Origin of the sequence: Microbacterium sp. (assembly GCF_036566905.1) — a bacterium.
In the GTDB taxonomy this organism is placed as follows: Bacteria; Actinomycetota; Actinomycetes; order Actinomycetales; family Microbacteriaceae; genus Microbacterium.
Map to the genome: position 1 here is coordinate 1 of NZ_DATCVK010000242.1, position 22,404 is coordinate 22,404.

Sequence of the window (22,404 nt, forward strand, 5' to 3'; positions counted from 1 at the left end):
CGAGGTCTCGCGCGGCGGCGTGCTGTCGGCGCTCACCGACGACGCGCGGGCGCTCGCGCGGGCCGAGCTGGCGCCGCTGTACGACCACGACGCCGCGCAGGGCACGCACCTCCTCGAGACGCTGCAGGTCTGGCTCGACGCCGACTGCTCGCACGAGGCGACGGCCCAGTCGCTCGGCGTGCACCGACACACCGTGCGCACCCGGCTCGCGCTCATCGAGCGCGTCCTCGGCCGCGACCTGGCGTCGTTCGCGACCCGCGCCGAGCTGTGGGCAGCGCTGCGCGCCCTCGACTGAGCGCTCGCCGGATCGCGCCCGCTCGTCCCGCCGTCGAGAGCGCACGTTCTCGCCGAGATCGCACGTCTGCTCGTCGACAGCGTGCGTTCGCGGCGAGAACGTGCGTTCTCGGCGTCCGATGCGAGCTGCCGGCTGGACTCGGCACGCCCGGGCTGGGACGCGCCGCGGTCCGTCACATCTGTCGCGGCTGAGACGATGTTCGCGACACATCGCACCGTGGTCGGGCGGCGGCGGAGCGGGAGGATGGTCGCATGACCGAGCCCAGCGTTCCCAACGGCGACGTGTCGTGGTGGTGGCGCAGCCTCGGCGGCACGCCCGCCGCCCGCGCCCCGCTGCCGGGCGACCTCGACGCCGACGTCGCCATCGTGGGGGCCGGCTACACCGGCCTGTGGACCGCGTACTACCTCAAGCGGGAACAACCCGACCTCCGGGTGGTCGTGCTCGAGCAGCGGTTCGCCGGGTTCGGCGCATCCGGCCGCAACGGCGGGTGGCTCACGAACACCGTCACCGGCGGCCGCGAGCGCTACGCCGAGACGCACGGCCGCAACGCCGCGATCGCGCAGCAGCGGGCGCTCAACGAGACCGTCGACGAGGTGATCGCCGTCGCGGCCCGCGAGGGCATCGACGCCGACATCGTCAAGGGCGGCGAGTTCGGCGTCGCCCGCACGTCGGCGCAGCTCGCGCGCCTTCGGGCGAGCGCGGAGGCCGAGCAGTCCTGGCCCCATACCGACGTGGAGGTGTGGGATGCCGCGGCCGCGGCATCCCGTATCCGGATCGCCGGCGCGCTGGGGGCCGTGTGGCACCCGCACTGCGCGCGCATCCACCCGGCGAAGCTCGTGCGCGGCCTCGCCGAAGCGGTCGAGCGGCTGGGCGTGACGATCTACGAGCAGACCCACGTGCGCGAGATCTCCGCCGGGCGGGCGGTCACCGACCGCGGCACGGTCCGGGCCGCCCAGGTGCTGCGCGCGACCGAGGGCTTCACGGCCGATCTGCGCGGCGATCACCGCACGTGGCTGCCCATGAACTCGTCGATGATCGTGACCGACCCCCTGCCGGCGGATTTCTGGGACGCGGTGGGCTGGGACGGCCGCGACACGCTGGGCGACTTCGCGCACGTGTACATGTACGCGCAGCGCACCGCCGACGACCGCATCGCCTTCGGCGGGCGCGGCGTGCCCTACCGCTACGGCTCGCGCGTCGACACCGACGGCGCGACGCAGGAGCGCACGATCCGCTCGCTGGCGCGCCTGCTTCACGGCTTCTTCCCGGATACCGCGGCCACCCCCATCGCCCACGCCTGGGCCGGCGTGCTCGGGGTGCCACGCGACTGGGCGGCGACCGTGGTACACGACCGCTCCACCGGGCTCGGCTGGGCGGGCGGCTATGTCGGCACCGGCGTGACCGCGACGAACCTCGTCGGCCGCACCCTCGCCGACCTCGTGCTGGAGCGCGACACCGACCTCACCCGCCTGCCGTGGGTCGGCCACCGCGCGAGGCGCTGGGAGATCGAGCCGCTCCGCTGGATCGCGGTGAACGCCATCTACACCGCCTACCGCATGGCCGATCGGTCCGAGGCGTCGGGCTCCTCCGCCCGCACCGCCTGGCCCGCTCACGTCGCCGACTGGGTCGCCGGCCGCCACTGACGCCCCGCCGACCGCGCGCGGCCTCGGCATCCGTCGCCCGACCCAGGTGATCTGGCGAACACAGGACGAACGCCGTGAAGTCGCCTGTGCTCGCCAGAACACCTGTGCTCGCCAGAACGCCTGTTCTCGGCGACACCAAGGGGCGGATCAGCGGGGGGCGTGCGCCTCGAGGAACTCGTACACGTCGGTGGTGTCGACGCCGGGGAAGGCTCCCGTGGGCAGTGTCGCCAGCAGGGTGCGCGGCGTGCGCACGTTCGGCCAGGAGTGCTCGCGCCAGGAGGACTCCAGGTCGGCGGGGGCGCGGCGGCAGCACGCCTCCACCGAGTGGGTCGAGACGCCGCGGTTGGGGGTGTCGCGGCCGAGGAACCACTTCGTGTCGTCGAATCGCACGCCGACGCTCACCGAGTGCGCCCCCTCGCTCGACAGCTCCACGCGAGCGGTGCACCAGTAGGTGCCGTTCCCGGTGTCGGTGTACTGGTAGTACGGGTTGAAGTGGTCGTCCACGTCGAAGACGACGCGCGAGGTCCACTTGCGGCAGCACATCTGCCCCTCGATCGCGCCCAGGCGGTCGGTCGGGAAGTTGACGTCGTCGTTCTCGTAGACCTTCGTGATGACTCCCGACTCGTGCACCTTGAGGAAGTGCACGGGCAGGCCCAGGTGCACGGTCGCGAGGTTCGTGAAGCGGTGCGCCGCGGTCTCGTACGAGACCGAATAGGCGTCGCGCAGGTCTTCGATCGAGATCGACCGGTCCTTCTTGGCCTCCTGCAGGAACGGCACCGCGTGCGCCTCGGGGATGAGCAGGGCGCCGGTGAGGTAGTTGGTCTCCACGCGCTGGCGCAGGAAGTCGGCGTACGACGTGGGCTCGCGGTGACCGAGGATCCGGCTCGACAGCGCCTGCAGCACGGCGGTGCGCGGATCGCCCTTGGTGGTGAGGCGGCTCGACAGGTAGAGGCGCCCGTTCTTGATGTCGGCCACCGACCGGGTCGTCTGCGGCAGGTCGGGCACGTAGTGCAGCGTGAAGCCCAGATGAGCCGCGATATCGGATGCCGTGCGCTGGGTCAGCGGACCGCCCGGGTGGTCGACGGCGTCGAGGAGGGCCCTCGCCTGCTGCTCCAGCTCGGCGAAGTAGTTGTTCTGCGTGCGCATGAGCTTGCGCAGCGCCACATTCGCGCGACGCGCCTCCTCGGGGGTGGCGGCGCGCTCGTCGCGCAGCCGCTCGATCTCGCCCTGCAGCGCCAGCATCGCCTTGAGCGCCTCGGTGGGCACCGTCTTGCCGATGCGGAACGGCGGGATGCCGAGCGCCTGGAACGTCTGGCCGCGCATGGCGCGCTCGAGCGAGATCTCGAGCGTCGCACGCTCGTCGAGCGGCTCGGACTCGAGGATCGCGTCGATCGACGAGCCGAGCGCCCGCGCGATCGCCTGGAGCAGCGTGAGCTTGGGCTCCCGGCGACCGTTCTCGATCATCGACAGCTGACTGGGCGCGCGCTCCACCGCTGCGGCGAGATCTTCGAGCGTCATGCCGCGGTCGGTGCGCAGCTGCCGGATCCGGCGGCCGATGGTGAGCGGGTCCACCTCATCATCGTCGGGGAGTTCACCGCGCCGATCGGTGGTCAACGTCGTCGTCATGGGCCGATTCTGTCACGAAAGCAGAAATACTCGAAAACTTCACACCATGAATCGTCGGTTCGAGGGCCGAACTTCACCGCAGAGTGGTCACACGACAGACCGACGGTTGATCCAGAACGCGGATCACGGGATGCGCGGCCCGGCCCACACGCCGGGTGGAGCATCCTCCCACCTCCAGCACATTCGTTCACAGGAAGACAGGGACATGACACCTGCAACCGCCACCCCCATGCGTACGCGCACCGGCCCCATCCCCACCACGACCCACGAGCCCTCGATCGAGATCGCCGGCCGCATGCCCGCCCGGTACGACGAGATCCTCACCCCCGAGGCCATCGCCTTCCTCACCGAGCTGCACCAGCGCTTCGGCGCCCGCCGGCACGACCGGCTCGCCGACCGCATGCGCCGTCGCTTCGAGATCGGCAACGGCCACGACCCGCAGTTCCGCGACGACACCCGGCACATCCGCAAGGATGCCGAGTGGCAGGTCGCGGGCGCCGGCCCGGGCCTCGAGGACCGCCGCGTCGAGATCACCGGCCCCACCGACCCGAAGATGACGATCAACGCGCTCAATTCCGGCGCGAAGGTGTGGCTCGCCGACCAGGAGGACGCCACCAGCCCCACCTGGAAGAACGTCATCGAGGGCCAGCTGAGTCTGCGCGACGCGATCCGCGGCGAGCTCGCGTTCACGAGCCCCGAGGGCAAGCGCTACGAGGTCACCGCGACAGAGACGCCGACGATCGTGATGCGCCCCCGCGGATGGCACCTGCCGGAGCAGCACATCCGCTTCACCGACCGCACCGGCCGCACGATGGCCGCGTCGGGCTCGCTCGTGGACTTCGGGCTCTACTTCTTCCACAACGCCGAGCGGCTGATCGCGAACGGCCGCGGGCCGTACTTCTACATCGCCAAGCTCGAATCGAGCGAAGAGGCGAAGCTGTGGGACGACGTCTTCACCTTCAGCGAGCGCTACATCGGGATCCCGCACGGCACGATCCGCGCGACCGTGCTCATCGAGACGCTGCCCGCGGCGTTCGAGATGGAGGAGATCCTGTTCGAGCTGCGCGATCACTGCGCGGGCCTCAACGCCGGCCGCTGGGACTACATCTTCTCGATCATCAAGAACTACCGCGGCCGGGGCGCACGGTTCGTGCTGCCCGACCGCAGCGAGGTCACGATGACGGTGCCGTTCATGCGCTCGTACACCGAGCTGCTCGTGCAGACGTGCCACAAACGCGGCGCCTTCGCGATCGGCGGCATGAGCGCGTTCATCCCGAACCGTCGCGACCCCGAGGTGACGGCGACGGCCTTCGAGAAGGTCGCCGCCGACAAGAAGCGCGAGGCCGGCGACGGATTCGACGGCACGTGGGTGGCCCATCCCGACCTGATCCCGGTTGCGCGGGCCGAGTTCGATGCGGTGCTGGGCGATCGCCCGAACCAGCTCGACCGTCAGCGTCCCGAGGTTGCCGTGATCGCGGCCGACCTGATCGACGTGCACATCGGGCGTCCGATCACTTCGGCGGGTGTGCACGCGAACGTGTCCGTGGCGATCCGCTACCTCGAGGCGTGGCTGCGCGGACTGGGCGCGGTGGCGATCGACAACCTCATGGAGGATGCCGCGACCGCCGAGATCAGCCGCAGCCAGGTGTGGCAGTGGATCCACCAGGACCGCACGACCGAGGACGGCACCGCGATCACCCGCGAGTACGTGGAGGGCCTGATCACACGGGTGCTGGGCGAGGTCGAGCGGCGCGAGGGCGACCGCTTCGACGACGCGGCGGAGATCTTCCGTGACGTCGCCCTCGGTCAGGACTTCCCCGCGTTCCTGACCCTGCCGGCCTACTCGCGCTTCCTGATCGAGACCGACTGACGCGTCATCCGTGTCCCGATCTCCACCGCACACGACCGCTCTGCCGGTGGAGATCGGGACACGAAGACCGGCTCTCGGGACACGACCACACCTACCGCAAAGGACACACCATGACCGCCTACAACGACGACATCGAAGCCATCCGGGCGCTCAAGGAGCAGCACGGCTCCAGCTGGGATGCCATCGACCCCGAGTCCGCCGCCCGCATGCGGGCGCAGAACCGCTTCCGGACGGGACTCGAGATCGCCCAGTACACCGCCGACATCATGCGCCGCGACATGGCCGAGTACGACGCCGACTCGTCGGTCTACACCCAGTCGCTCGGCGTGTGGCACGGCTTCATCGGGCAGCAGAAGCTCATCTCGATCAAGAAGCACCTGAAGAGCACGAACAAGCGCTACCTCTACCTGTCGGGCTGGATGGTCGCCGCACTGCGCTCGGAGTTCGGACCCCTTCCCGACCAGTCGATGCACGAGAAGACGTCGGTGCCGGCCCTCATCGAGGAGCTCTACACCTTCCTCCGCCAGGCCGACGCCCGCGAGCTCGACCTGCTCTTCACGCAGCTCGACACGGCGCGTGGCGCCGGCGACGACACCGCCGTCGAGTTCGTCCAGTCGCAGATCGACAACTACGAGACCCACGTCGTGCCGATCATCGCCGACATCGACGCCGGCTTCGGCAATCCCGAGGCCACCTATCTCCTCGCCAAGAAGATGATCGAGGCGGGCGCGTGCGCCATCCAGATCGAGAATCAGGTGTCGGATGAGAAGCAGTGCGGCCACCAGGACGGCAAGGTCACCGTCCCGCACGAGGACTTCATCGCGAAGCTCACTGCGGTCCGCTACGCGTTCCTCGAGCTCGGCATCGACAACGGCATCATCGTCGCCCGCACCGACTCGCTCGGCGCCGGCCTCACTCAGAAGCTCGCGGTGACGCACCGGCCGGGCGACCTCGGCGACCAGTACAACTCCTTCCTCGACGTCGAAGAGATCGTGGAGGGCGACCTGGGCAACGGCGACGTCGTCATCAAGCGCGACGGCAGGCTGCTGCGCCCCAAGCGTCTCGCTAGCAACCTGTACCAGTTCCGCTCCGGAACGGGTGAGGAGCGCGTCGTGCTGGACTGCATCACGTCGCTGCGCAACGGTGCCGACCTGCTGTGGATCGAGACCGAGAAGCCGCACGTGGAGCAGATCGCGGGCATGGTCGACGCGATCCGCGAGGAGATCCCGAACGCGAAGCTCGTCTACAACAACAGCCCGTCGTTCAACTGGACGCTCAGCTTCCGCCAGCAGGCGTACGACCTGCTCGCGGAGCAGGGCGAGGACGTCTCTGCCTACGAGCGCGGCGACCTGATGAACGTCCAGTACGACGACACCGAGCTGGCGCGGCTGGCCGACGAGAAGATCCGCACGTTCCAGCGTGAGGGTTCCGCTCGCGCCGGGATCTTCCACCACCTCATCACGCTCCCGACCTACCACACCGCGGCCCTGTCGACCGACGACCTCGCCAAGGGCTACTTCGGCGACGAGGGCATGCTCGCCTACGTGAAGGGCGTGCAGCGTCGCGAGATCCGCGAGGGCATCGCCACGGTCAAGCACCAGAACATGGCCGGCAGCGACATCGGCGACAACCACAAGGAGTACTTCGCCGGCGACGCGGCCCTCAAGGCCGGCGGCCAGCACAACACGATGAACCAGTTCAACTGAGTCCCGCGGTATGAAGGACTCCCGCCGCGGGCGCGGATCCCCCGGAGAACGGATGCCTCGGACCGGCCGGTCCGAGGCATCCGTCCGTCCATCCGCTAGGCGAGCAGGCCGCGCTCCATCGCCAGCGTCGCCGCACGCGTGCGGTCGGTGACGCCGAGCTTCTCGAAGATCTTGAGCAGGTGCGTCTTCACCGTGGATTCGCCGATGCCGAGCGCGACGGCGATCTGCTTGTTGCTGTGGCCCCTCGCGACGAGCCGCAGCACGTCGAGTTCGCGAGGGGTCAGGACGGTCTCCGGCGCCGGCCGGCGCATCCGCTCCACCAGGCGCACGGCGACCTGCGGCGAGAGCGCCGACTGCCCGGCCGCGACCGAGCGGATGCCGGCGACGATCTCGGCCTGCGGGGCCGCCTTCAGCAGATACCCCGAGGCCCCCGCCTCGATAGCCGCGAGGATCTGGTCGTCGGACTCGTAGGTGGTGAGGATCAGCACGCGCGGCGGCGGGTCGCCCGCCTCGCCCGCGGCGATCCGCGCCGTGGCGGCGACGCCGTCGACGCGCGGCATCCGCAGGTCCATCAAGACCACATCGGGCCGGGTGGCGACGGCGAGGCGCACCGCTTCGTCACCGTCGGACGCCTCTGCCACCACCTCGAAGCCGGGCTCGTCAGAGAGCAGGCCCGACAGCCCGGCGCGCACCACGGGGTGGTCGTCGGCGATGAGCAGTCGGATCATGCGGCGCCTCCTGTGGCATCGTCGACGGCGTTCTGCCGTGCCGGCGGAAGGTGCACGCGCAGGGCCGTGCCGCGGCCGGCCGTCGAAGCGACCTCGATGGCGCCGCCGGCCAGGGCCACCCGCTCCCGCATGCCGTCGAGGCCGAACCCCGCCCCCGCCGCTGTCGGCTCGAAGCCGCGACCGTCGTCGGCGACCTCGAGAGCGGCACCGCCGTCCGCCTCCACGCGGACGCGCACCCGCACCAGATCGGCGTCGGCGTGCTTTGCGGCATTGGACAGCGCCTCCTGCAGGCAGCGCAGCAGCACGACCTGCGTCTCGCGATCGAGCTCCGCCGCCACGCCGGCCGTGTCGAGCTCGATCGCCGCGCGGCCCTGCGCGCGGAAGCGCTCCACGAGACGCTCGACCGCGGCGGCGAACGCGGGCTCGCGGGGCACGGCGGCCGTCCGGGCGACGAGCGCCCGCGCCTCGGCCAGCGCGTCGCGCGCGACCTGCTCGACGGTCGCGATCGTTCCGGCCGCAGCATCCGTCTGTCCCTCACGCGACTGCCGACCCGCCCGTTCCGCGAAGATCACCAGGCCCGCGAGCGTCTGCGCGAGCGTGTCGTGGATGTCGCGGGCCAGGCGCTCGCGCTCCGCCGAGGCGCCGCGCTCGCGGCTCAGCGCCTCCACCTGCCCCTGAGCGGCCGTCAGCTCGGCCAGCAGGCGCTCGCGTTCCTCGCCGTACTCGGCGATGCGGGCGATCCACAGCCCGATGGCGATCGCGAAGGCCAGCGAGAACACGGCGGTCGTCGCCCCCGCGAGGACCGAGTCGACGTCCGCTCCGTAGCCGATGACCACGCCGACGAACACGCTGCCGGCGATGACCACCGACCCGCCGATCCCCCGGCGTCGGGAGTCGCCGATGACCCACACGAGCGGGTACGCGAGCGTCTGGAGCATGGCCATGAACGGCGCCGCTCCCACGCCGATGCCCACGGCGACAGCGGCCACCGAGAGGAACGCGGGGTACCGCCACGCGGCTCGAGGCGGTTCGACGGCGGCGCGGCCGATCGCGGCATACCCCGCCACGAAGAGCCCGATCGCCGCGAGACCGACCACCGTGCGCGCGGCGCTCGACGGCGCGAACAGGAAGACCAGCGCGAGGGCGATCACCGCCGCCACGATGCACACGATCGCGTCCCACCGGCGCTCGCTCAGCATGCTTCGCCGCCCTCCCTTCCTCCTACGGGTCCCGCCCGCCCCCGCCTCACCGCTGCGAGCCGCGCATCGTCAGGCTACGCGGCGGTGCGCCAGCCGGCACGCCGCCGACCCGCTCACGCATCGCGGCGGATCCATCGGAAGGTGACGCGCGAGAGCACGAGTCCGACGACGAGCCACACGGTCAGGGCGATCGCGACACCGGCGAGATCCCACTCGCCGTTCTGCTCGAGCACCGCGTACTCGTCGGGGAGGAAGACAGCCCGCATCCCCTGGGCCATCCACTTGAGCGGGAACAGCCCGGCCACGTTCTGCAGCCACTCCGGCAGCTGCGAGAACGTCAGGTAGACGCCCGAGATGAACTGCAGGGCGAGCGCGATCGGCACGACCACGGCGGTCGCGCTCTTGCCCGTGCGCGGCACGGCGGAAAGGGCGACGCCGAGGAGCGCCGACGTGGTGATGCCGAGCACGAACACCCAGGCGAAGGTCGCCCAGCTCTCGGGCGCGGTCGGAAGCTGCACGCCGAGCACGAGCGAGGCGAACAGCAGCAGCAGCGCCGACTGCAGCACACCCGTCACCAGAACCTGGCCGATCTTGCCGATGAAGTAGCTCACCGGCGACAGCGGCGTGCCGCCGAGGCGCTTGAGCATGCCCTCGGAGCGCTCGATCGCGATGTCCATCGCCAGGTTCTGGAAGCCCGACAGCAGCAGACCGGCGGCGATCATGCCCGGCAGGTACAGCTGCGCCATCGGGATGGCCGGCACGTTCGGGGCGAGCTGCACGTCGCCATCCGACCCGAACGCCACGCTGAACAGGCCGAGCATGAAGATCGGGAAGAGGAAGGTGAAGAAGAGGGTGTCGCCCGAGCGGAAGTACTGCACCAGCTCGAAGCGGGCGCGCCAGACTCCCACGGCGAGAATTCCGCGCCGACGCGTCCGACTCCCCTTACTCGACGTCACGCTGCGGGTCGCCGTGCTCATCGTGCTGCTCCCCTCGTCGCGACCGTGTCCGTCGGGCCGTCGACGGTCCCCGCGACCCCTCCACGCGCCGCTGGCGCGTCGCGCGGAGCCTCTGGCCGCGTGGGCCCGGCCTCCGCCTCGGCGACGAGCCCCAGGTAGATGTCCTCGAGGCTCGGCCGGACGATCTCGAGCTCGGGCGGAGCGCCGCCGAGGCGCGCGGCGAGCGCCGTTGCGAACGCGAACGGATCGGCGGTGCGCTCGTTCCGCGGCATCCCGCCCTCCACCCATTTCACGACCGGCATGCGCGCAGCTTCCCCACCGAACCCCGCGACCGGGCCGATCGCCCGCATGCGGCCGGCCGCGATCACCGCGACCCGGTCGGCGAGCTGTGCGGCCTCGTCGAGGTAGTGGGTGGTGAGGAGGATGGTGGTGCCCTCGGTCTGCAGTCCCCGGATGAGCTCCCAGAACTCCCGGCGTGCGTGCGGATCGAACCCTGTCGTCGGCTCGTCGAGGAACAGCAGGTCGGGCCGGCCGATGATCCCCAGGGCGACGTCGACGCGCCGCTGCTGGCCGCCCGACAGCTTCGAGATGCGCGTCTTCGCCTGTGGCTGAAGGCCGACCGCCGCGATCACCTCGTCGACGTCGCGCGGGTTCGGGTAGAACCCGGCGAACTGCCGCAGCTGCTCGCGCACCGTCGCGAGCCCCGACTGCGCGGTCGACTGCAGGACGATGCCGAGCCGGGCCTTCAGATCGAGCCCACCGAGGCCGGGGTCCACGCCGAGCACCTCGACCTCTCCGCTGGTGCGCCGCCGGTAGCCCTCCAGGATCTCGACGGTCGTGGACTTGCCCGCCCCGTTCGGACCGAGCAGGGCGAACGTCTCCCCCCGCGCGATGTCGAACGACACCCCGTCGACGACGGCGCGATCGCCGTACGTCTTCCGCAGGTCGCGCACCCGTACCGCGACCGCATCCTCACCCGCATGAATCTGCATGCTCCCAAGCCTCGCCGTGCGGGCAGACATCGACCAGCGGTCATCTGCGGGACCGGCATCCCCCATTCGGTGGATGCCGAAGTCCACCGCGCCCGGCGGCGACCAGTCCGCCGCGACGGGTCCGCTGCGTGGCTCGGCGGTTCAGCGCTCCGAGGTCGCCGTCGCAGGAACGGCCACGGGCGCGACCCCGGCCGCGGCATCCGCCCGCTCCTCGGCGCGCAGCAGTCGCTGCCCTCGGATTCCGCCCGCCAGCGCCCACGCGAGCAGCCAGACGCCGGATCCCACCGTGATGACGGCCGCGGCGCGGAGACCCGCGTCGGGGTCGAGCAGGATCACCAGGGCGATGAGCGACAGCACGCCGCCGACGACCGCACCGGTGGCGCCGATCATCGTGAGCATGCACCCGCGCGCGAGCCACCACGCGATCCCGCCCGCGATGACGAGCACGATGGCGAGCACGACGGCTCCCCAGATCCAGGCGTCCACGAGGCACAGGGTACCGTGCGCCCGTGGTGCCCGGAAGCCCGCCGTCGGACGTTCCGTCGCGCCCGCCCGGCATCGCACACAAAGACGGGCCGGTCGAGGGCGATTGGCCGCTGACCGCGACGCGCACGCGGACTACGCTCGAAGCGTGACAGAACGCGCACCGCTCACCCGTACGCCCACGCTCTCCCGCAAGCTCAGCGCCATCGCCGAGTCCGCGACCCTCAAGGTCGATGCCAAGGCCAAGGCCCTGCAGGCCGCCGGCCGGCCGGTCATCTCGTACGCGGCAGGCGAGCCCGACTTCGCCACCCCGCAGTTCATCGTGGATGCCGCCGCCGAGGCGCTGCACGACCCGGCGAACTTCCGCTACACCCCGGCCGCGGGCCTTCCCGCGCTCCGCGAGGCGATCGCCGCGAAGACGCTGCGCGACTCCGGCCTCGAGGTCGACCCGTCGCAGATCATCGTCACCAACGGCGGCAAGCAGGCCGTGTACCAGGCTTTCCAGACCGTGGTGAACCCCGGCGACGAGGTGCTGCTGCCGGCCCCGTACTGGACCACCTACCCCGAGGCGATCGCGCTGGCCGACGGCATCCCCGTCGAGGTGTTCGCCGGTGCCGACCAGGACTACAAGGTGACCGTCGAGCAGCTCGAGGCCGCACGCACCGAGCGCACGACCGCGCTCGTGTTCGTGTCGCCCTCGAACCCGACCGGCTCGGTGTACACGGCCGAGGAGACCGCGGCGATCGGCCAGTGGGCCGTCGAGCACGGCATCTGGATCATCTCCGACGAGATCTATCAGAACCTCGTCTACGAAGGCACGCGTGCCGTCTCGATCGTGGAGGCGGTTCCGGAGGCCGCGGCCCAGACGATCCTCGTCAACGGCGTCGCGAAGACCTACGCGATGACCGGCTGGCGTCTCGGCTGGATGGTCGGGCCACAGGCGGCGATCAAGATCGCCGGCAACCTCCAGTCCCACCTGTGCTCGAACGTCAACAACATCGCGCAGCGCGCGGCGCTCGCGGCCCTCACCGGCCCGCAGGACGAGGTCGAGCAGATGCGGCAGGCCTTCGACCGTCGTCGCCGCACGATCGTGACCGAGCTGTCGAAGATCGACGGCGTCGAGGTGCCCACCCCGCTGGGCGCGTTCTACGCCTACCCCGACGTGCGCGGACTGCTCGGTCGCGAGTGGGCGGGCAAGACGCCCACCACCTCGCTCGAGCTCGCCGACCTCATCCTCGAAGAGGCCGAGGTCGCCGTCGTACCCGGCGAGGCCTTCGGCCCGTCGGGCTACCTGCGTCTCTCCTACGCACTCGGCGACGACGCGCTCCTCGAGGGCGTGCAGCGCCTGCAGCGCCTCTTCGCGTCCTAGCCGACGCCGACACGGAACGCGGATGCCTCGGTGAGAGGCATCCGCGTTCGGTGTTCAGGCTCCGAGATTCGGAGCCTCGGCAGCCGTGTCAGAAGATCTGCCACGAACCGTCGACCCGACGCCCGTTCGTTCGTCGTCCCTCATGAGGACCACGAAAGGGACGACCATGGGACGACGACTGACGATGCTGACGGAGCTGGCGGCGGCGATGGCGAATCTGGCGCCCGCGCACCGCTCGAGCCTTCTCGATGGCCTCGAGGAGGGGTCCCGAGAGGACGACGGCGAGTCGAGGGACTAGAGCTCGACGTTCAGGAGCACGGGCTCGGGCTGCAGCACCAGGCCGAACTCGGACTGCACGCGGCCCTGGATGAAGCGGGCGAGCTCGGCGAGCTCGGCGGCGGTGGCGCTGCCGCGGTTGGTGAGCGCCAGCGCGTGCTTGGTCGACAGGCCGGCGCGCGAGCGCGGCAGCTTGAATCCCTTACGCACGCCGGCGTGCTCGATCAGCCACCCGGCGCTCACCTTGACGTCGGATTCGACGGTCGCCGTCGGCGGCACGTAGCCGTCGAAGTTCGCGAGCGGGATCACGAGCACCGGGTCGAGGTCGGGGTGCACGGGCCAACGGGGGCACGCGTCGGGAAGCGTGCGCGCGAAGGATGCCGAGACCACCGCGTTCTGGAAGAACGAGCCTGCGCTGTAGGTGTCGGGATCGTCGGCGTCGAGCACCATGCCCTTGCTGCGGCGTGTCTCGAGGATGCGGTCGCGCACCCACGCGAGGGTCACCTCGTCGTCGGGACCGAGTCGCAGGGCGGTGCACAGCTGGTCGCCGCCGATGCGGCGGGCGCCCTGGCCGATCTCGGGGAGGTCGAGGGTCACCGAGAGGATCACCGCACGGCGGGCGGGCACCGAGCCGTAGTGGTGCTTGAGCACCGAGGTGCGGAAGCCGAGCCCTAGTTCGGCGGCGGGTACGGTAGACACCTCGCCGGTGGACTCGTCGAGGAGTTCGACCTCGGTGAGCGTCTGCACGATCTCCTGACCGTAGGCGCCGATGTTCTGCACCGGCGCGGCACCGACGGTCCCCGGGATCCCCGACATCGCCTCGAGACCGCCGAGGCCGGCTTCGACGGCGTACGCGACGAGGGCGTCCCAGTCGTGGCCCGCCTGCACCTGCAGGCGCACGCGTCCGGGGAGCGAGGACGGCATCCGTTCGATGCCCTTGGTGAGCACGCGCACGACCGTGCCGTCGAACGGCTCGTCACCGACGAACAGGTTCGAGCCGCCGCCGAGCACGAGCCAGTCGTCACCGGAGGCCCAGACGTCGCGGAGTGCGGTGACCAGCTCGTCGGTCGTCGGCGCGTCGATCATCCGCGCGGGTTCGCCGCCGGTGCGCAGGGTCGTCAGCCGCGACAGCGGAATGGGGGTGACCTCGGGCATGCGTCAGACGGTCCGGACGCGCACCTGCGCCTTGACCAGCACGGTCGCATCGTTGAACGAGACGGTGAGGTCGATGCGGGCCGATTCGTCGTCGACGGCGCCGACCTTCGCGACGACGGTCACGTCGGCGCCGGTCTCGGGGGCGACCACCACCGGCTTGGTGAACCGCACACCGTACTCGAGGATCCGGCCGGTGTCGCCGATCCACGACTCGATGGTGCCGACGGCGAGGCCCATGGTGAGCATGCCGTGGGCGAGAACACCGGGAAGACCCACGGCGGCGGCGACGTCGTCGCGGTAGTGGATCGGGTTGAAGTCGCCGGAGGCGCCCGCGTAGCGCACGAGCGACTCCCGGGTGAGGTGCACGGTGCGCTCGGCGACGACGTCTCCGACGGTCAGCGCGCCGGTCCCTGAGCCTGTCAGCGCGCTCACTGGTCACCCTCCCCCACGAGCAGGATGGACGTCGCGGTCACGACGTGGTCGCCCCCGGCATCCGTGATCTCGGACTCGCTCGTCACCATCGCGGCCGCGCCCATCGCGCGGATGCCGGTGACCGACAGCCTGGCGGTCAACTCGTCGCCGGCGACGATCGGCCGCGAGTAGCGGAACTTCTGCTCGGCGTGCAGCACGTTCTGCAGCACGATCCCCGAGTCCGGCTCGCCGAGCAGCTGCTTCAGCGTGGACTCGGCGACGACGATCGCGAAGGTCGGCGGCGCGACGACATCCGCATAGCCGAGCGCCTGCGCGGCGGCGGGATCGCTGTGCTGCGGGTCATCGGCGAAGACGGCACGCGCGAACTCGCGCACCTTCTCGCGACCCACGAGGTAGGGGGTCGTCGGCGGGAAGTCGCGGCCGACGAGCTCGGGGTTCACTGGCACCAGGCCATCCTACCGAGCGGCTTCCGCCGGGCCGGCCGGGCGGGGGCGTCCGCGCCATGCCCGCAGCGCCATCTGGACCGCGATGACCGCGAGGTACGCGGCGAACAGCATGTTGCCGACGAAGGGGTCGATGAGGGTCGCGGCCCACGCGCCGAGCGCGGTCGTGGTGCAGGCCGCGATGCCCACGACCGCGGCGGCGGCGAGGTCGACGTTGCGTCGGCGGACGTTGCCGAAAGTGCCCGAGACGGCCGTCGGGATCATCATGAGCAGCGAGGTGCCCTTGGCGACCAGATCACTCGTGCCGAAGAGCACCATCAGCGCCGGGACGACGATGATGCCACCGCCCACGCCGATGAGTCCCGACAGGATGCCGGTCACCACGCCCAGCACCACCAGCGCCGCTCCGCTGAACCAGGTGAGGACGAGCTCGGCGTCCCGGGAGGGGATCACGACGAAGAGGCTCACGATGACCGCCGCCAGGAAGCCGACGAACGCCCAGCGGAGCACGGTGAGCGACAGCCGCGGCAGCAGCCACGTGCCGATCTGGGCGCCGACGACCGCGCCGGCCGCGAGCAGCAGCGCGGGGATCCACGCGACCGAGCCGTGCACCGCGTACGAGATCACGCCCACCGTCGCCGTCGGCACGATGGCTGCCAGGGACGTGCCGGCGGCGAGGCGCTGGTCGAAGCGGAGCAGCAGCACGAGGAACGGCACGATGACCGTGCCGCCGCCCACGCCGAACAGACCGGAAAGCAGCCCCGCGAGCAGACCGATGCCTGCACAGGCGAGGAAGAACCGGGTGTCGTGAGCGGGACGCGGCGTCTCGGACGAGGTCATTCCTGGACAGCGCTGTCGATGAGCCAGGCGTCGCCGGATTCGACCAGTGTGTACTCATAGACGGCCGAGCCCTGCGTCGACTCGGCGTCGTCGCCGTCACTGATCTCGGTGTACGTCTCCTCGGTGGTGACGACGATCTCTTCGCCGAGCGTCTCGACGTCGGTCACCCGGATGTCGTAATCGTCCAGCCCTGCATTGAATGCAGCCGCCTGGTCCTCGAAGGTGGCGCAGTCGGTGAACCCGTTCTCGACGCGGAAGTTCTCCGTCGTCGCGCGGGTGAGCGCGTCGCAGTCGCCGTCCTGCCAGGCGTCGTCGTAGAGCTCGACCGCGGAGACCGCAGCGCGCTCGTCGTCGGTGTCGCCGGTGCTCCCCGCCGTCGCGGCCGACAGCATCAGCAGCGGGATCAGCACGGCCGCGGCGATCACGATTCCGAGCAGCACCACACCGAGCACGACCCACACGATCCACAGCTTCGAGCTCTTGCGCGGCTCGGTGGCGGCGGCGAAGGCGCCGCCCGCGGGGGCGCCGGGGTACGCGCCCTGCGGGTAGCCCTGGGCGTCGGCGGTGTACGGGGCGGCGGCGTAACCCGGCTGCGCGGACAGTCCCGGCTGCCCGGTCGGGCCGGGCTGTGCGAAGGGGTCGGCCTGAGCGGGTGCCGCGGACTCGACGGCCGGCGCCGTCTCGTGCTCGAACCCGAGCCGGCCGGCGACGATCTCGGCCTCGGTCGGGGCCGGCGACGACTCGGCGTCGGGCTGGGCGACGTGCTCCGTCCACTGCTGCCCGTCCCACCAGCGCAGTGCGCCGTGACCGTCGTCGTACCAGCCGGGAGGAGTCGTCGTCATTGTCAAACCCTATCGCCGCCTCGCGAGGGCGCCAGGACGACGGATGCCGCGGCCGACGCGGCCAGCCCGTGCAGCTACCGCCGCACGCGACCTCCCCGCAGCGCGCCGGCGCTGCGGGGAGGCGGGGTGGGAACGCCGCGGATCAGCGCTCGAGCACGGCGCGCGCGCTGCGCTCGGGTCGGAGGTCGAGCCGCCGCAGGAGCTGGGCGTTGAGGGCCACGACGACGGTCGACAGCGACATCAGGATCGCACCGACCGACATCGGCAGCACGAAGCCGACGGGCGCCAGGACACCGGCCGCGAGCGGCACCGAGATGAGGTTGTACCCGGCCGCCCACCACAGGTTCTGCGTCATCTTGCGGTAGCTCGCGCGTGACAGCTCGATGACCGACAGCACCGAACGCGGGTCGCTCGACGCGAGGATGACCCCTGCCGATCCGATCGCGACGTCGGTGCCGGCGCCGATCGCGATGCCGACGTCGGCTCGGGCCAGCGCCGGCGCGTCGTTGACGCCGTCGCCCACCATCGCCACCTTCAGCCCCTCTTCCTGCAGCTCGGCGACCTTCCGCTCCTTGTCTTCGGGGCGGACGCCGGCGAACACGCGACGGATGCCGAGGGCTTCGGCGACGGAGCGGGCGACGGATTCGGCATCACCGGTGATCATGACGACCTCGACGCCGAGCTTCTGCAGCGCGTCGACGGCCTCACGCGACTCGGGACGGATCTCGTCGGCGAGCGCCAGCCCGCCGACCACCTCGCCGTCGCGCACCACATGGAGGACGATCGAGCCCTGATCGCGCCACTCGGCCACGGCCGCGATCGGGTTCGCGCCGACCTCTTCGAGCAAGCGCGGACCGCCCACCCGGACGACCTGCCCGTCGACGGTCGCGGTCACACCGACCGCCGGCGACGACTGGAACCCCGTGGCTCCGGCGAGCGCCAGCCCGCGCGCCCGCGCGGCGCGGACGATGGCCTTCGCAAGCGGGTGCTCACTCTCGGCCTCGGCCGACGCGGCCAGTGCCAGCACGGCGTCGGCGTCGATGTCGGCCACGGCTGCGACATCCACGACGCTCGGCTCGCCCTTGGTGAGGGTGCCTGTCTTGTCGAAGAGCACCGCGCCGATGGTGCGCATGCTCTCGAGCGCGAGCCGGTCCTTGATGAGCACCCCGCCGCGGGCGGCGCGCTCGGTCGCGATGGAGACCACGAGCGGAATCGCAAGCCCCAGGGCGTGCGGGCAGGCGATCACGAGAACCGTGATGGTGCGCACGACCGCTTCATCCGGCATCCCCAGGGCGCTCCATACCACTGCCGTGAGCGCGGCCGCGCCGAGGGCGAACCAGAACAGCCAGCCGGCCGCACGGTCCGCGAGGCGCTGCGCCCGCGACGTGGAGTTCTGCGCTTCGGCGACGAGCCGCTGGATGCCGGCGAGCGCGGTGTCGTCGCCGGTCGCCGTGACCGCGATCCGGAGTCCGGAGTCGGTGGCGACGGTGCCGGCGGTGACCTGGTCCCCCGCGGTGCGCGAGACAGCCCGGGATTCGCCGGTCACCATGGACTCGTCCATGTCGGCACGGCCATCGACGATGCGTCCGTCGGCGGGCACGCTGCCGCCCGGGCGCACGACGACGACATCGCCGACGCGCAGCTCGGAAGGGGCCACCGTGACGATGCGGTCGCCCTCGACGCGCTCCGCCTCGTCGGGAAGCAGCGCAGCGAGGGAGTCGAGCGCCGATGTCGTCTGCGCGAGCGAGCGCATCTCGATCCAGTGGCCGAGCAGCATGATCACGATGAGGAGGGCGAGCTCCCACCAGAACTCGAGCTCGTGGTGGAGCAGGCCGAGGCTCGCGCCCCACGAGGCGAAGAATGCAACCGTGATCGCGAGGGCGATGAGGAGCATCATGCCGGGACGGCGGGCACGCAGCTCCGACACGGCGCCGGTCAGGAACGGCCAGCCGCCCCAGAGGTACATGACGGTGCCGAGCACCGGCGAGATCCAGCGCACGAGCGGCACGTCGGGAAGCGTGTAGCCGAGCACCATCGCGAACATGCCCGAGAACGCGACCACCGGGACCGCGAGCGCGAGGTTGATCCAGAAGAGCCGGCGGAAACGCGCGACGTGGTCCGCGCCGTGACCCGCGTGGCCGCCGTGATCCATCGCCGCATGGTCGTGGGCGGCGTGGCCCATCGCGGCGTGGTCATGGCCGGCGTCGTGGATGTCCTGCGCCATCACGGCGTGGTCGTGCCCGGAGTGGGCGGCGTCATCGTGCCCCGTGGTCGGTTCGTCGGCGTGCGCGACGCCGCCCAGGTCGCGGTCGCGATTCGGATCGGTCACGGCATTCTCCTCATCGGTGCGAGTTCCTTCATACCCCCTAGGGGTATCAGAGTCAATCGTGGACAGCGACGGCGTATTCCCCCGTCGCGGATGTCGGTGGATCGGGCCACACTGGCTGCATCTGTCATGACGCAGAGGAGCCGAAGTGGACATCATCCTGGTCGCGGGCCTGTGGATGGGCGGATGGGCGTGGTACGAAGTCGCGCCCGCCCTCGAGCGCGCCGGTCACCGACCGGTCGCCCTCACTCTGCCGGGCATGGAATCGGCGGACGCCGATCGCTCGGCGATCACCTTGGACGACCACGTCGCGGCCGTCGTGGCGGCGATCGACGCCGCGCCGGGTGAGGAGGTCGTGCTGGTCGGGCACTCGGCCGGTGCCGGCATCGTGTACGCGGCCGCCGACGCACGCCCGGGCCGCGTGGCCCGCCTGATCCTCATCGGCGGGTTCCCGACGCCCGACGGCGCGCCGCTCCTCTCGGGGTACGAGCCGGTGGGCGCCGATCTTCCGCTTCCCGACTGGAGCGACTTCGACGAGGCCGACCTGCGCGATCTGGGCGAGGGCGGCATGACGGCGTTCCGCGCCTACGCGGTCCCCTCGCCGGCGCGCGTGGTCACCGGCATCCAGCACCTCCACGACGACCGCCGACGCAGCATCCCCGTGACGGCGATCGCCACCGAGTACAGCGTCGCCGACCTGCGCTCCTGGATCGACGCGGGTGCACCGCCGGTACAGGAGTTCACGAGTCTCGAGGACGTCACCTTCATCGACCTGCCGACGGGGCACTGGCCCCAGCTGACGCGTCCGCAGCAGCTCGCACGCATCATCCTCGCGCAGCCGCCACTCGGCGACGGCACCATCGAGCCCGAGCTCGAGACGATCAGCCCACGCGCCTTCCACGCTTCCGAAGGGGTGGAGGACTGGCGCGTCCTGTACTGGGGTGCGCACGCGTTCTTCCGGGCCGACTCGCTCGCACAGGGCGCCCGCTTGGTCGCCGCGATCGTCCCGATCGCCGAGGCGCTCGATCACTACCCCGACGTCGATCTGCGTCCCGAAGGGGTGTTCGTCAAGACGTTCAGTCGCCGCGACGGCGCCTTGAGCAGAGCGGACGCCGAGCTCGCGGCCGCGGTCTCGCGCGCCGCCCGCGAACTCGGTCTCGAGCCCGACCCGTCCGCGCTCACCGTCGTCGGCATCGCCGTCGCACAGGGCCCCGATGCCCACGTGCGGCCGTTCTGGAGCGCCGCGCTCGGGTACGACCCGCTCGGCGCCGAAGACGCCATCGACCCGCTGCGCCGGAACCCTCACGTGTGGTTCCATCCCCTCGAGCCGGCGAAGTCGGGCCGGGGCCGGACGCACATCGACATCTCGGTGCCCCGCGACCAGGTGAATGCCCGTGTCGCCGCTGCCCTCGCCGCCGGGGGCCGTCTGGCCGACGACTCCCACGCTCCCGAGTGGTGGACGCTCACCTCTCCCGACAACCACGGCGTCGACATCGCCGCGTGGACCGACGACTCCGACTTCGCCGGCTGAGGAACTCCTGCATGCGGGCGGTGCTTGCCGTCAGCGCACCATGCGCGCGTCGACGAGCGTGGGAACGCCCGGATCGGCCTCCTCGACCCCATCGAACGCGAAGCCGTTGCGACGGTAGAAGGCGATCGCCCGGGGGTTCTCCTTGGCCACCCACAGCACCGCCGGCTCGTCGCCGACGACCTCGTCGAGCAGCGCCTGCCCGACTCCCCCGCCGTGCTCCGCCGCGAGCACGTAGAGCATGTAGAGCTGGCGATCGCGCGGCGCGTCCTGTCCCTCGGTCACCGTGCTGGCCCCGGATGTCGCCAGGCCGATGATCCGCCCGTCCCGCTCGGCGACGCGGATGCGCCATTCCTCTCGCGGATTCTCGAGAAGCCGACGCCACAACCGGTGGCGACCTCGCACGTACTCCTCGTCGAAGAACCCCTCAGGCAGGAGGTGCGTGTAGGTCTCGCGCCACGTCACGACGTGGAGATCGGCGATCTCCGCCGCCTCGCTGAGCTCAGGAACGCGCACGATGAACGTCATCCCGCCATCCTCCCAGCCCGGGCTCAGTGCGGAGTCCCGAACGCGGTGAAGAAGCGGTCGCGGAACGCGTCCATCCGCCATACCGGCGACCCCGCGCCCGGTCGCAGGCCCGGCTCCCAGCCCCACCCGGCGATCGCCGCGAAGACGCCCGGGTCCTTCGCGATGATGGTGATCGGCACGTCGCGATCGGCATCCTCTCCGCTCACGATCGCAGCGGGCTGGTGGTCGCCGAGTGCGACCACGACGAGATCCGGATCGTCGACGTTCTCGAGGAACGAGAACATCGCGCCGAGCGCGTACTCGATCGACAGTCCGTAGAAGCGCTGGACGGTCTGCGGGGCCTCCCAGACGTCGCTCGCGGGCCGGCTGCGCTCGGGCTGCCCGTCGTAGACCGATCCGTCGCCGATCTGTGACCACGGCACGAACTCAGGAAGGGGCGCCCACGGGGTGTGAGATGACACGAGGTCGATCTCGGCCATCACCGGTCGCTGCAGATCACCCGGATCCGCGAGCTGATGATCGGCGAAGTGCTTCCACGTGTACTGATCGGGAATCCGCGCATAGCCGAACGACGGGCCGCGGTAGCCGACATTCGTCGCGTCGAGCAGCGTGCCGAAGCGGTAGAACTCCCGCCCGACCGGCCAGTCCTGCGTGTTGGACGGTACGTCGCTGACCGTCCGCCAGCCGGCCGCCGCGAACGCCGCGGTCAGCGTCAGCCGCTCGCTGCGCACCACTTCGCTGTAGACCGTCTGCGAGTCGATCCACACACCCGTCTGCAGCGTCGCATGCGCGAGCCAGCTCGCTCCGCCGTAGGTGGGCGAGGTGAGCCAGGCGCTCTCGGCCGAGTACCCCTCGGCCATCAGGGTCTCCTCGCCGCGGCCGAGCACCTCGTCGACGCCGTCCGAGATCTCGTCGTCCTCCAGCGCGACCCGGCCGTAGCTCTCGATGAAGGCGAAGACGACGTCCTTGCCGCGCAGCGCCGTGAGCAGATCGTCCTCGTCCACGTCGGCGAACGGATCGTCGGCGATCGCCCGGGCGACCGCCGCCCTCGTCTCGAGCGCGGCGACGGTGCGCGAGACGGCGGAGCCGATGACGCCGCCGGATGCCGCCGCCGCAGGCGGTTCGGCGAGGCCCAGTGGCGGCGCCATCGCGGCGATCGCGACCCAG

The 22,404-nt window shown here is 71.1% G+C and carries 21 protein-coding genes; 7 read left to right on the top strand and 14 right to left on the bottom strand.

Going from position 1 to position 22,404, the window contains the following annotated elements; genetic code table 11:
• Together VIP82_RS22270 and VIP82_RS22275 are read left to right on the top strand one after the other, a co-directional pair.
• On the top strand, positions 1-295 hold a 295-nt coding region (locus tag VIP82_RS22270), incomplete at its 5' end, for a PucR family transcriptional regulator (RefSeq protein WP_331912701.1).
• Positions 296-546: 251 nt separating this feature from the next.
• Positions 547-1,938, top strand: a complete 1,392-nt coding sequence (locus VIP82_RS22275; RefSeq protein WP_331912703.1) for an NAD(P)/FAD-dependent oxidoreductase — start codon at positions 547-549, stop codon at positions 1,936-1,938.
• A 147-nt stretch (positions 1,939-2,085) separates the two neighbouring features.
• Here the strand turns inward: VIP82_RS22275 and VIP82_RS22280 are convergent, their stop codons facing one another.
• Positions 2,086-3,564 (bottom strand): helix-turn-helix domain-containing protein, encoded by a 1,479-nt coding sequence (locus VIP82_RS22280; protein WP_331912705.1) that lies wholly within the window; start codon positions 3,562-3,564, stop codon positions 2,086-2,088.
• 229 nt (positions 3,565-3,793) lie between these two features.
• Between VIP82_RS22280 and aceB the strand changes: the two genes are divergently transcribed.
• Together aceB and VIP82_RS22290 are read left to right on the top strand one after the other, a co-directional pair.
• Positions 3,794-5,434: a malate synthase A gene (gene aceB / locus VIP82_RS22285; protein ID WP_331912739.1), complete on the top strand. Its 1,641-nt coding sequence runs from the start codon at positions 3,794-3,796 to the stop codon at positions 5,432-5,434.
• A gap of 110 nt (positions 5,435-5,544) precedes the next feature.
• Entirely contained in the window at positions 5,545-7,140 is a 1,596-nt protein-coding gene (locus tag VIP82_RS22290) for an isocitrate lyase (RefSeq protein WP_331912707.1), read from the top strand.
• 95 nt (positions 7,141-7,235) lie between these two features.
• Here VIP82_RS22290 and VIP82_RS22295 read toward each other — a convergent pair whose 3' ends face one another.
• From VIP82_RS22295 to VIP82_RS22315, 5 genes are all read right to left on the bottom strand, one after another.
• The gene (locus VIP82_RS22295) at positions 7,236-7,868 is read right to left on the bottom strand and encodes a response regulator (protein ID WP_331912709.1); all 633 of its coding nucleotides are present in this window, start codon (positions 7,866-7,868) and stop codon (positions 7,236-7,238) included.
• Entirely contained in the window at positions 7,865-9,067 is a 1,203-nt protein-coding gene (locus tag VIP82_RS22300; protein ID WP_331912711.1) for a sensor histidine kinase, read from the bottom strand. Before VIP82_RS22300 ends, VIP82_RS22295 begins: the two co-directional genes overlap by 4 nt.
• Before the next feature lie 113 nt (positions 9,068-9,180).
• Positions 9,181-10,044 (bottom strand): ABC transporter permease, encoded by an 864-nt coding sequence (locus tag VIP82_RS22305; RefSeq protein WP_331912713.1) that lies wholly within the window; start codon positions 10,042-10,044, stop codon positions 9,181-9,183.
• A complete protein-coding gene (locus VIP82_RS22310) occupies positions 10,041-11,015 on the bottom strand; it encodes an ABC transporter ATP-binding protein (protein WP_331912715.1) in 975 nt (324 codons plus the stop codon). The genes VIP82_RS22305 and VIP82_RS22310 overlap by 4 nt, the downstream gene beginning before the upstream one ends.
• A 141-nt stretch (positions 11,016-11,156) precedes the next feature.
• A complete protein-coding gene (locus tag VIP82_RS22315) occupies positions 11,157-11,501 on the bottom strand; it encodes a hypothetical protein (RefSeq protein ID WP_331912717.1) in 345 nt (114 codons plus the stop codon).
• A gap of 145 nt (positions 11,502-11,646) precedes the next feature.
• On the opposite strand from VIP82_RS22315, the gene VIP82_RS22320 reads away from it, so the two are divergent.
• Positions 11,647-12,867, top strand: coding sequence for a pyridoxal phosphate-dependent aminotransferase (locus VIP82_RS22320; protein ID WP_331912719.1), 1,221 nt, complete (start codon positions 11,647-11,649; stop codon positions 12,865-12,867).
• Positions 12,868-13,033: 166 nt separating this feature from the next.
• Positions 13,034-13,165, top strand: a complete 132-nt coding sequence (locus VIP82_RS22325; RefSeq protein WP_331912721.1) for a hypothetical protein — start codon at positions 13,034-13,036, stop codon at positions 13,163-13,165.
• On the opposite strand, the gene VIP82_RS22330 is transcribed toward VIP82_RS22325, so the two are convergent.
• The 6 genes from VIP82_RS22330 to VIP82_RS22355 all read right to left on the bottom strand — a co-directional run bounded on the left by VIP82_RS22330 (position 13,162) and on the right by VIP82_RS22355 (position 19,079).
• Entirely contained in the window at positions 13,162-14,298 is a 1,137-nt protein-coding gene (locus VIP82_RS22330; RefSeq protein ID WP_331912723.1) for a UDP-N-acetylmuramate dehydrogenase, read from the bottom strand. The genes VIP82_RS22325 and VIP82_RS22330 overlap by 4 nt on opposite strands.
• A gap of 3 nt (positions 14,299-14,301) precedes the next feature.
• Positions 14,302-14,730 carry a MaoC/PaaZ C-terminal domain-containing protein gene (locus tag VIP82_RS22335; protein ID WP_331912725.1) on the bottom strand — a complete coding sequence of 143 codons (429 nt, stop codon included), beginning with the start codon at positions 14,728-14,730 and terminating at the stop codon, positions 14,302-14,304.
• Complete coding sequence (locus VIP82_RS22340) at positions 14,727-15,176, bottom strand: FAS1-like dehydratase domain-containing protein (RefSeq protein WP_331912727.1); 450 nt, start codon at positions 15,174-15,176, stop codon at positions 14,727-14,729. The genes VIP82_RS22335 and VIP82_RS22340 overlap by 4 nt, the downstream gene beginning before the upstream one ends.
• A 9-nt stretch (positions 15,177-15,185) precedes the next feature.
• Entirely contained in the window at positions 15,186-16,013 is an 828-nt protein-coding gene (locus VIP82_RS22345) for a sulfite exporter TauE/SafE family protein (RefSeq protein ID WP_331912729.1), read from the bottom strand.
• Positions 16,010-16,855, bottom strand: coding sequence for a DUF2510 domain-containing protein (locus VIP82_RS22350; RefSeq protein WP_331912731.1), 846 nt, complete (start codon positions 16,853-16,855; stop codon positions 16,010-16,012). Before VIP82_RS22350 ends, VIP82_RS22345 begins: the two co-directional genes overlap by 4 nt.
• A 142-nt stretch (positions 16,856-16,997) precedes the next feature.
• Positions 16,998-19,079, bottom strand: a complete 2,082-nt coding sequence (locus VIP82_RS22355; protein ID WP_414684716.1) for a heavy metal translocating P-type ATPase — start codon at positions 19,077-19,079, stop codon at positions 16,998-17,000.
• A gap of 250 nt (positions 19,080-19,329) precedes the next feature.
• Between VIP82_RS22355 and VIP82_RS22360 the strand changes: the two genes are divergently transcribed.
• The gene (locus VIP82_RS22360; protein ID WP_331912733.1) at positions 19,330-20,712 is read left to right on the top strand and encodes an alpha/beta fold hydrolase; all 1,383 of its coding nucleotides are present in this window, start codon (positions 19,330-19,332) and stop codon (positions 20,710-20,712) included.
• 30 nt (positions 20,713-20,742) lie between these two features.
• Here the strand turns inward: VIP82_RS22360 and VIP82_RS22365 are convergent, their stop codons facing one another.
• Positions 20,743-21,237 (bottom strand): GNAT family N-acetyltransferase, encoded by a 495-nt coding sequence (locus VIP82_RS22365; RefSeq protein ID WP_331912735.1) that lies wholly within the window; start codon positions 21,235-21,237, stop codon positions 20,743-20,745.
• A 23-nt stretch (positions 21,238-21,260) separates the two neighbouring features.
• Positions 21,261-22,404: CDP-alcohol phosphatidyltransferase (locus VIP82_RS22370; RefSeq protein ID WP_331912737.1), on the bottom strand; the 1,144-nt coding region annotated here is incomplete at its 5' end.

Bases quoted from the DNA above. Each gene is read 5' to 3' on its own strand.
- VIP82_RS22305 (WP_331912713.1), bottom strand. From the start codon at position 10,044: ATGAGCACGGCGACCCGCAGCGTGACGTCGAGTAAGGGGAGTCGGACG.
- VIP82_RS22345 (WP_331912729.1), bottom strand. From the start codon at position 16,013: ATGACCTCGTCCGAGACGCCGCGTCCCGCTCACGACACCCGGTTCTTC.
- aceB (WP_331912739.1), top strand. From the start codon at position 3,794: ATGCGTACGCGCACCGGCCCCATCCCCACCACGACCCACGAGCCCTCG.
- VIP82_RS22350 (WP_331912731.1), bottom strand. From the start codon at position 16,855: ATGACGACGACTCCTCCCGGCTGGTACGACGACGGTCACGGCGCACTG.
- VIP82_RS22280 (WP_331912705.1), bottom strand. From the start codon at position 3,564: ATGACGACGACGTTGACCACCGATCGGCGCGGTGAACTCCCCGACGAT.
- VIP82_RS22325 (WP_331912721.1), top strand. From the start codon at position 13,034: ATGGGACGACGACTGACGATGCTGACGGAGCTGGCGGCGGCGATGGCG.
- VIP82_RS22290 (WP_331912707.1), top strand. From the start codon at position 5,545: ATGACCGCCTACAACGACGACATCGAAGCCATCCGGGCGCTCAAGGAG.
- VIP82_RS22355 (WP_414684716.1), bottom strand. From the start codon at position 19,079: ATGGCGCAGGACATCCACGACGCCGGCCATGACCACGCCGCGATGGGC.
- VIP82_RS22310 (WP_331912715.1), bottom strand. From the start codon at position 11,015: ATGCAGATTCATGCGGGTGAGGATGCGGTCGCGGTACGGGTGCGCGAC.
- VIP82_RS22275 (WP_331912703.1), top strand. From the start codon at position 547: ATGACCGAGCCCAGCGTTCCCAACGGCGACGTGTCGTGGTGGTGGCGC.
- VIP82_RS22330 (WP_331912723.1), bottom strand. From the start codon at position 14,298: ATGCCCGAGGTCACCCCCATTCCGCTGTCGCGGCTGACGACCCTGCGC.
- VIP82_RS22365 (WP_331912735.1), bottom strand. From the start codon at position 21,237: ATGACGTTCATCGTGCGCGTTCCTGAGCTCAGCGAGGCGGCGGAGATC.
- VIP82_RS22300 (WP_331912711.1), bottom strand. From the start codon at position 9,067: ATGCTGAGCGAGCGCCGGTGGGACGCGATCGTGTGCATCGTGGCGGCG.
- VIP82_RS22295 (WP_331912709.1), bottom strand. From the start codon at position 7,868: ATGATCCGACTGCTCATCGCCGACGACCACCCCGTGGTGCGCGCCGGG.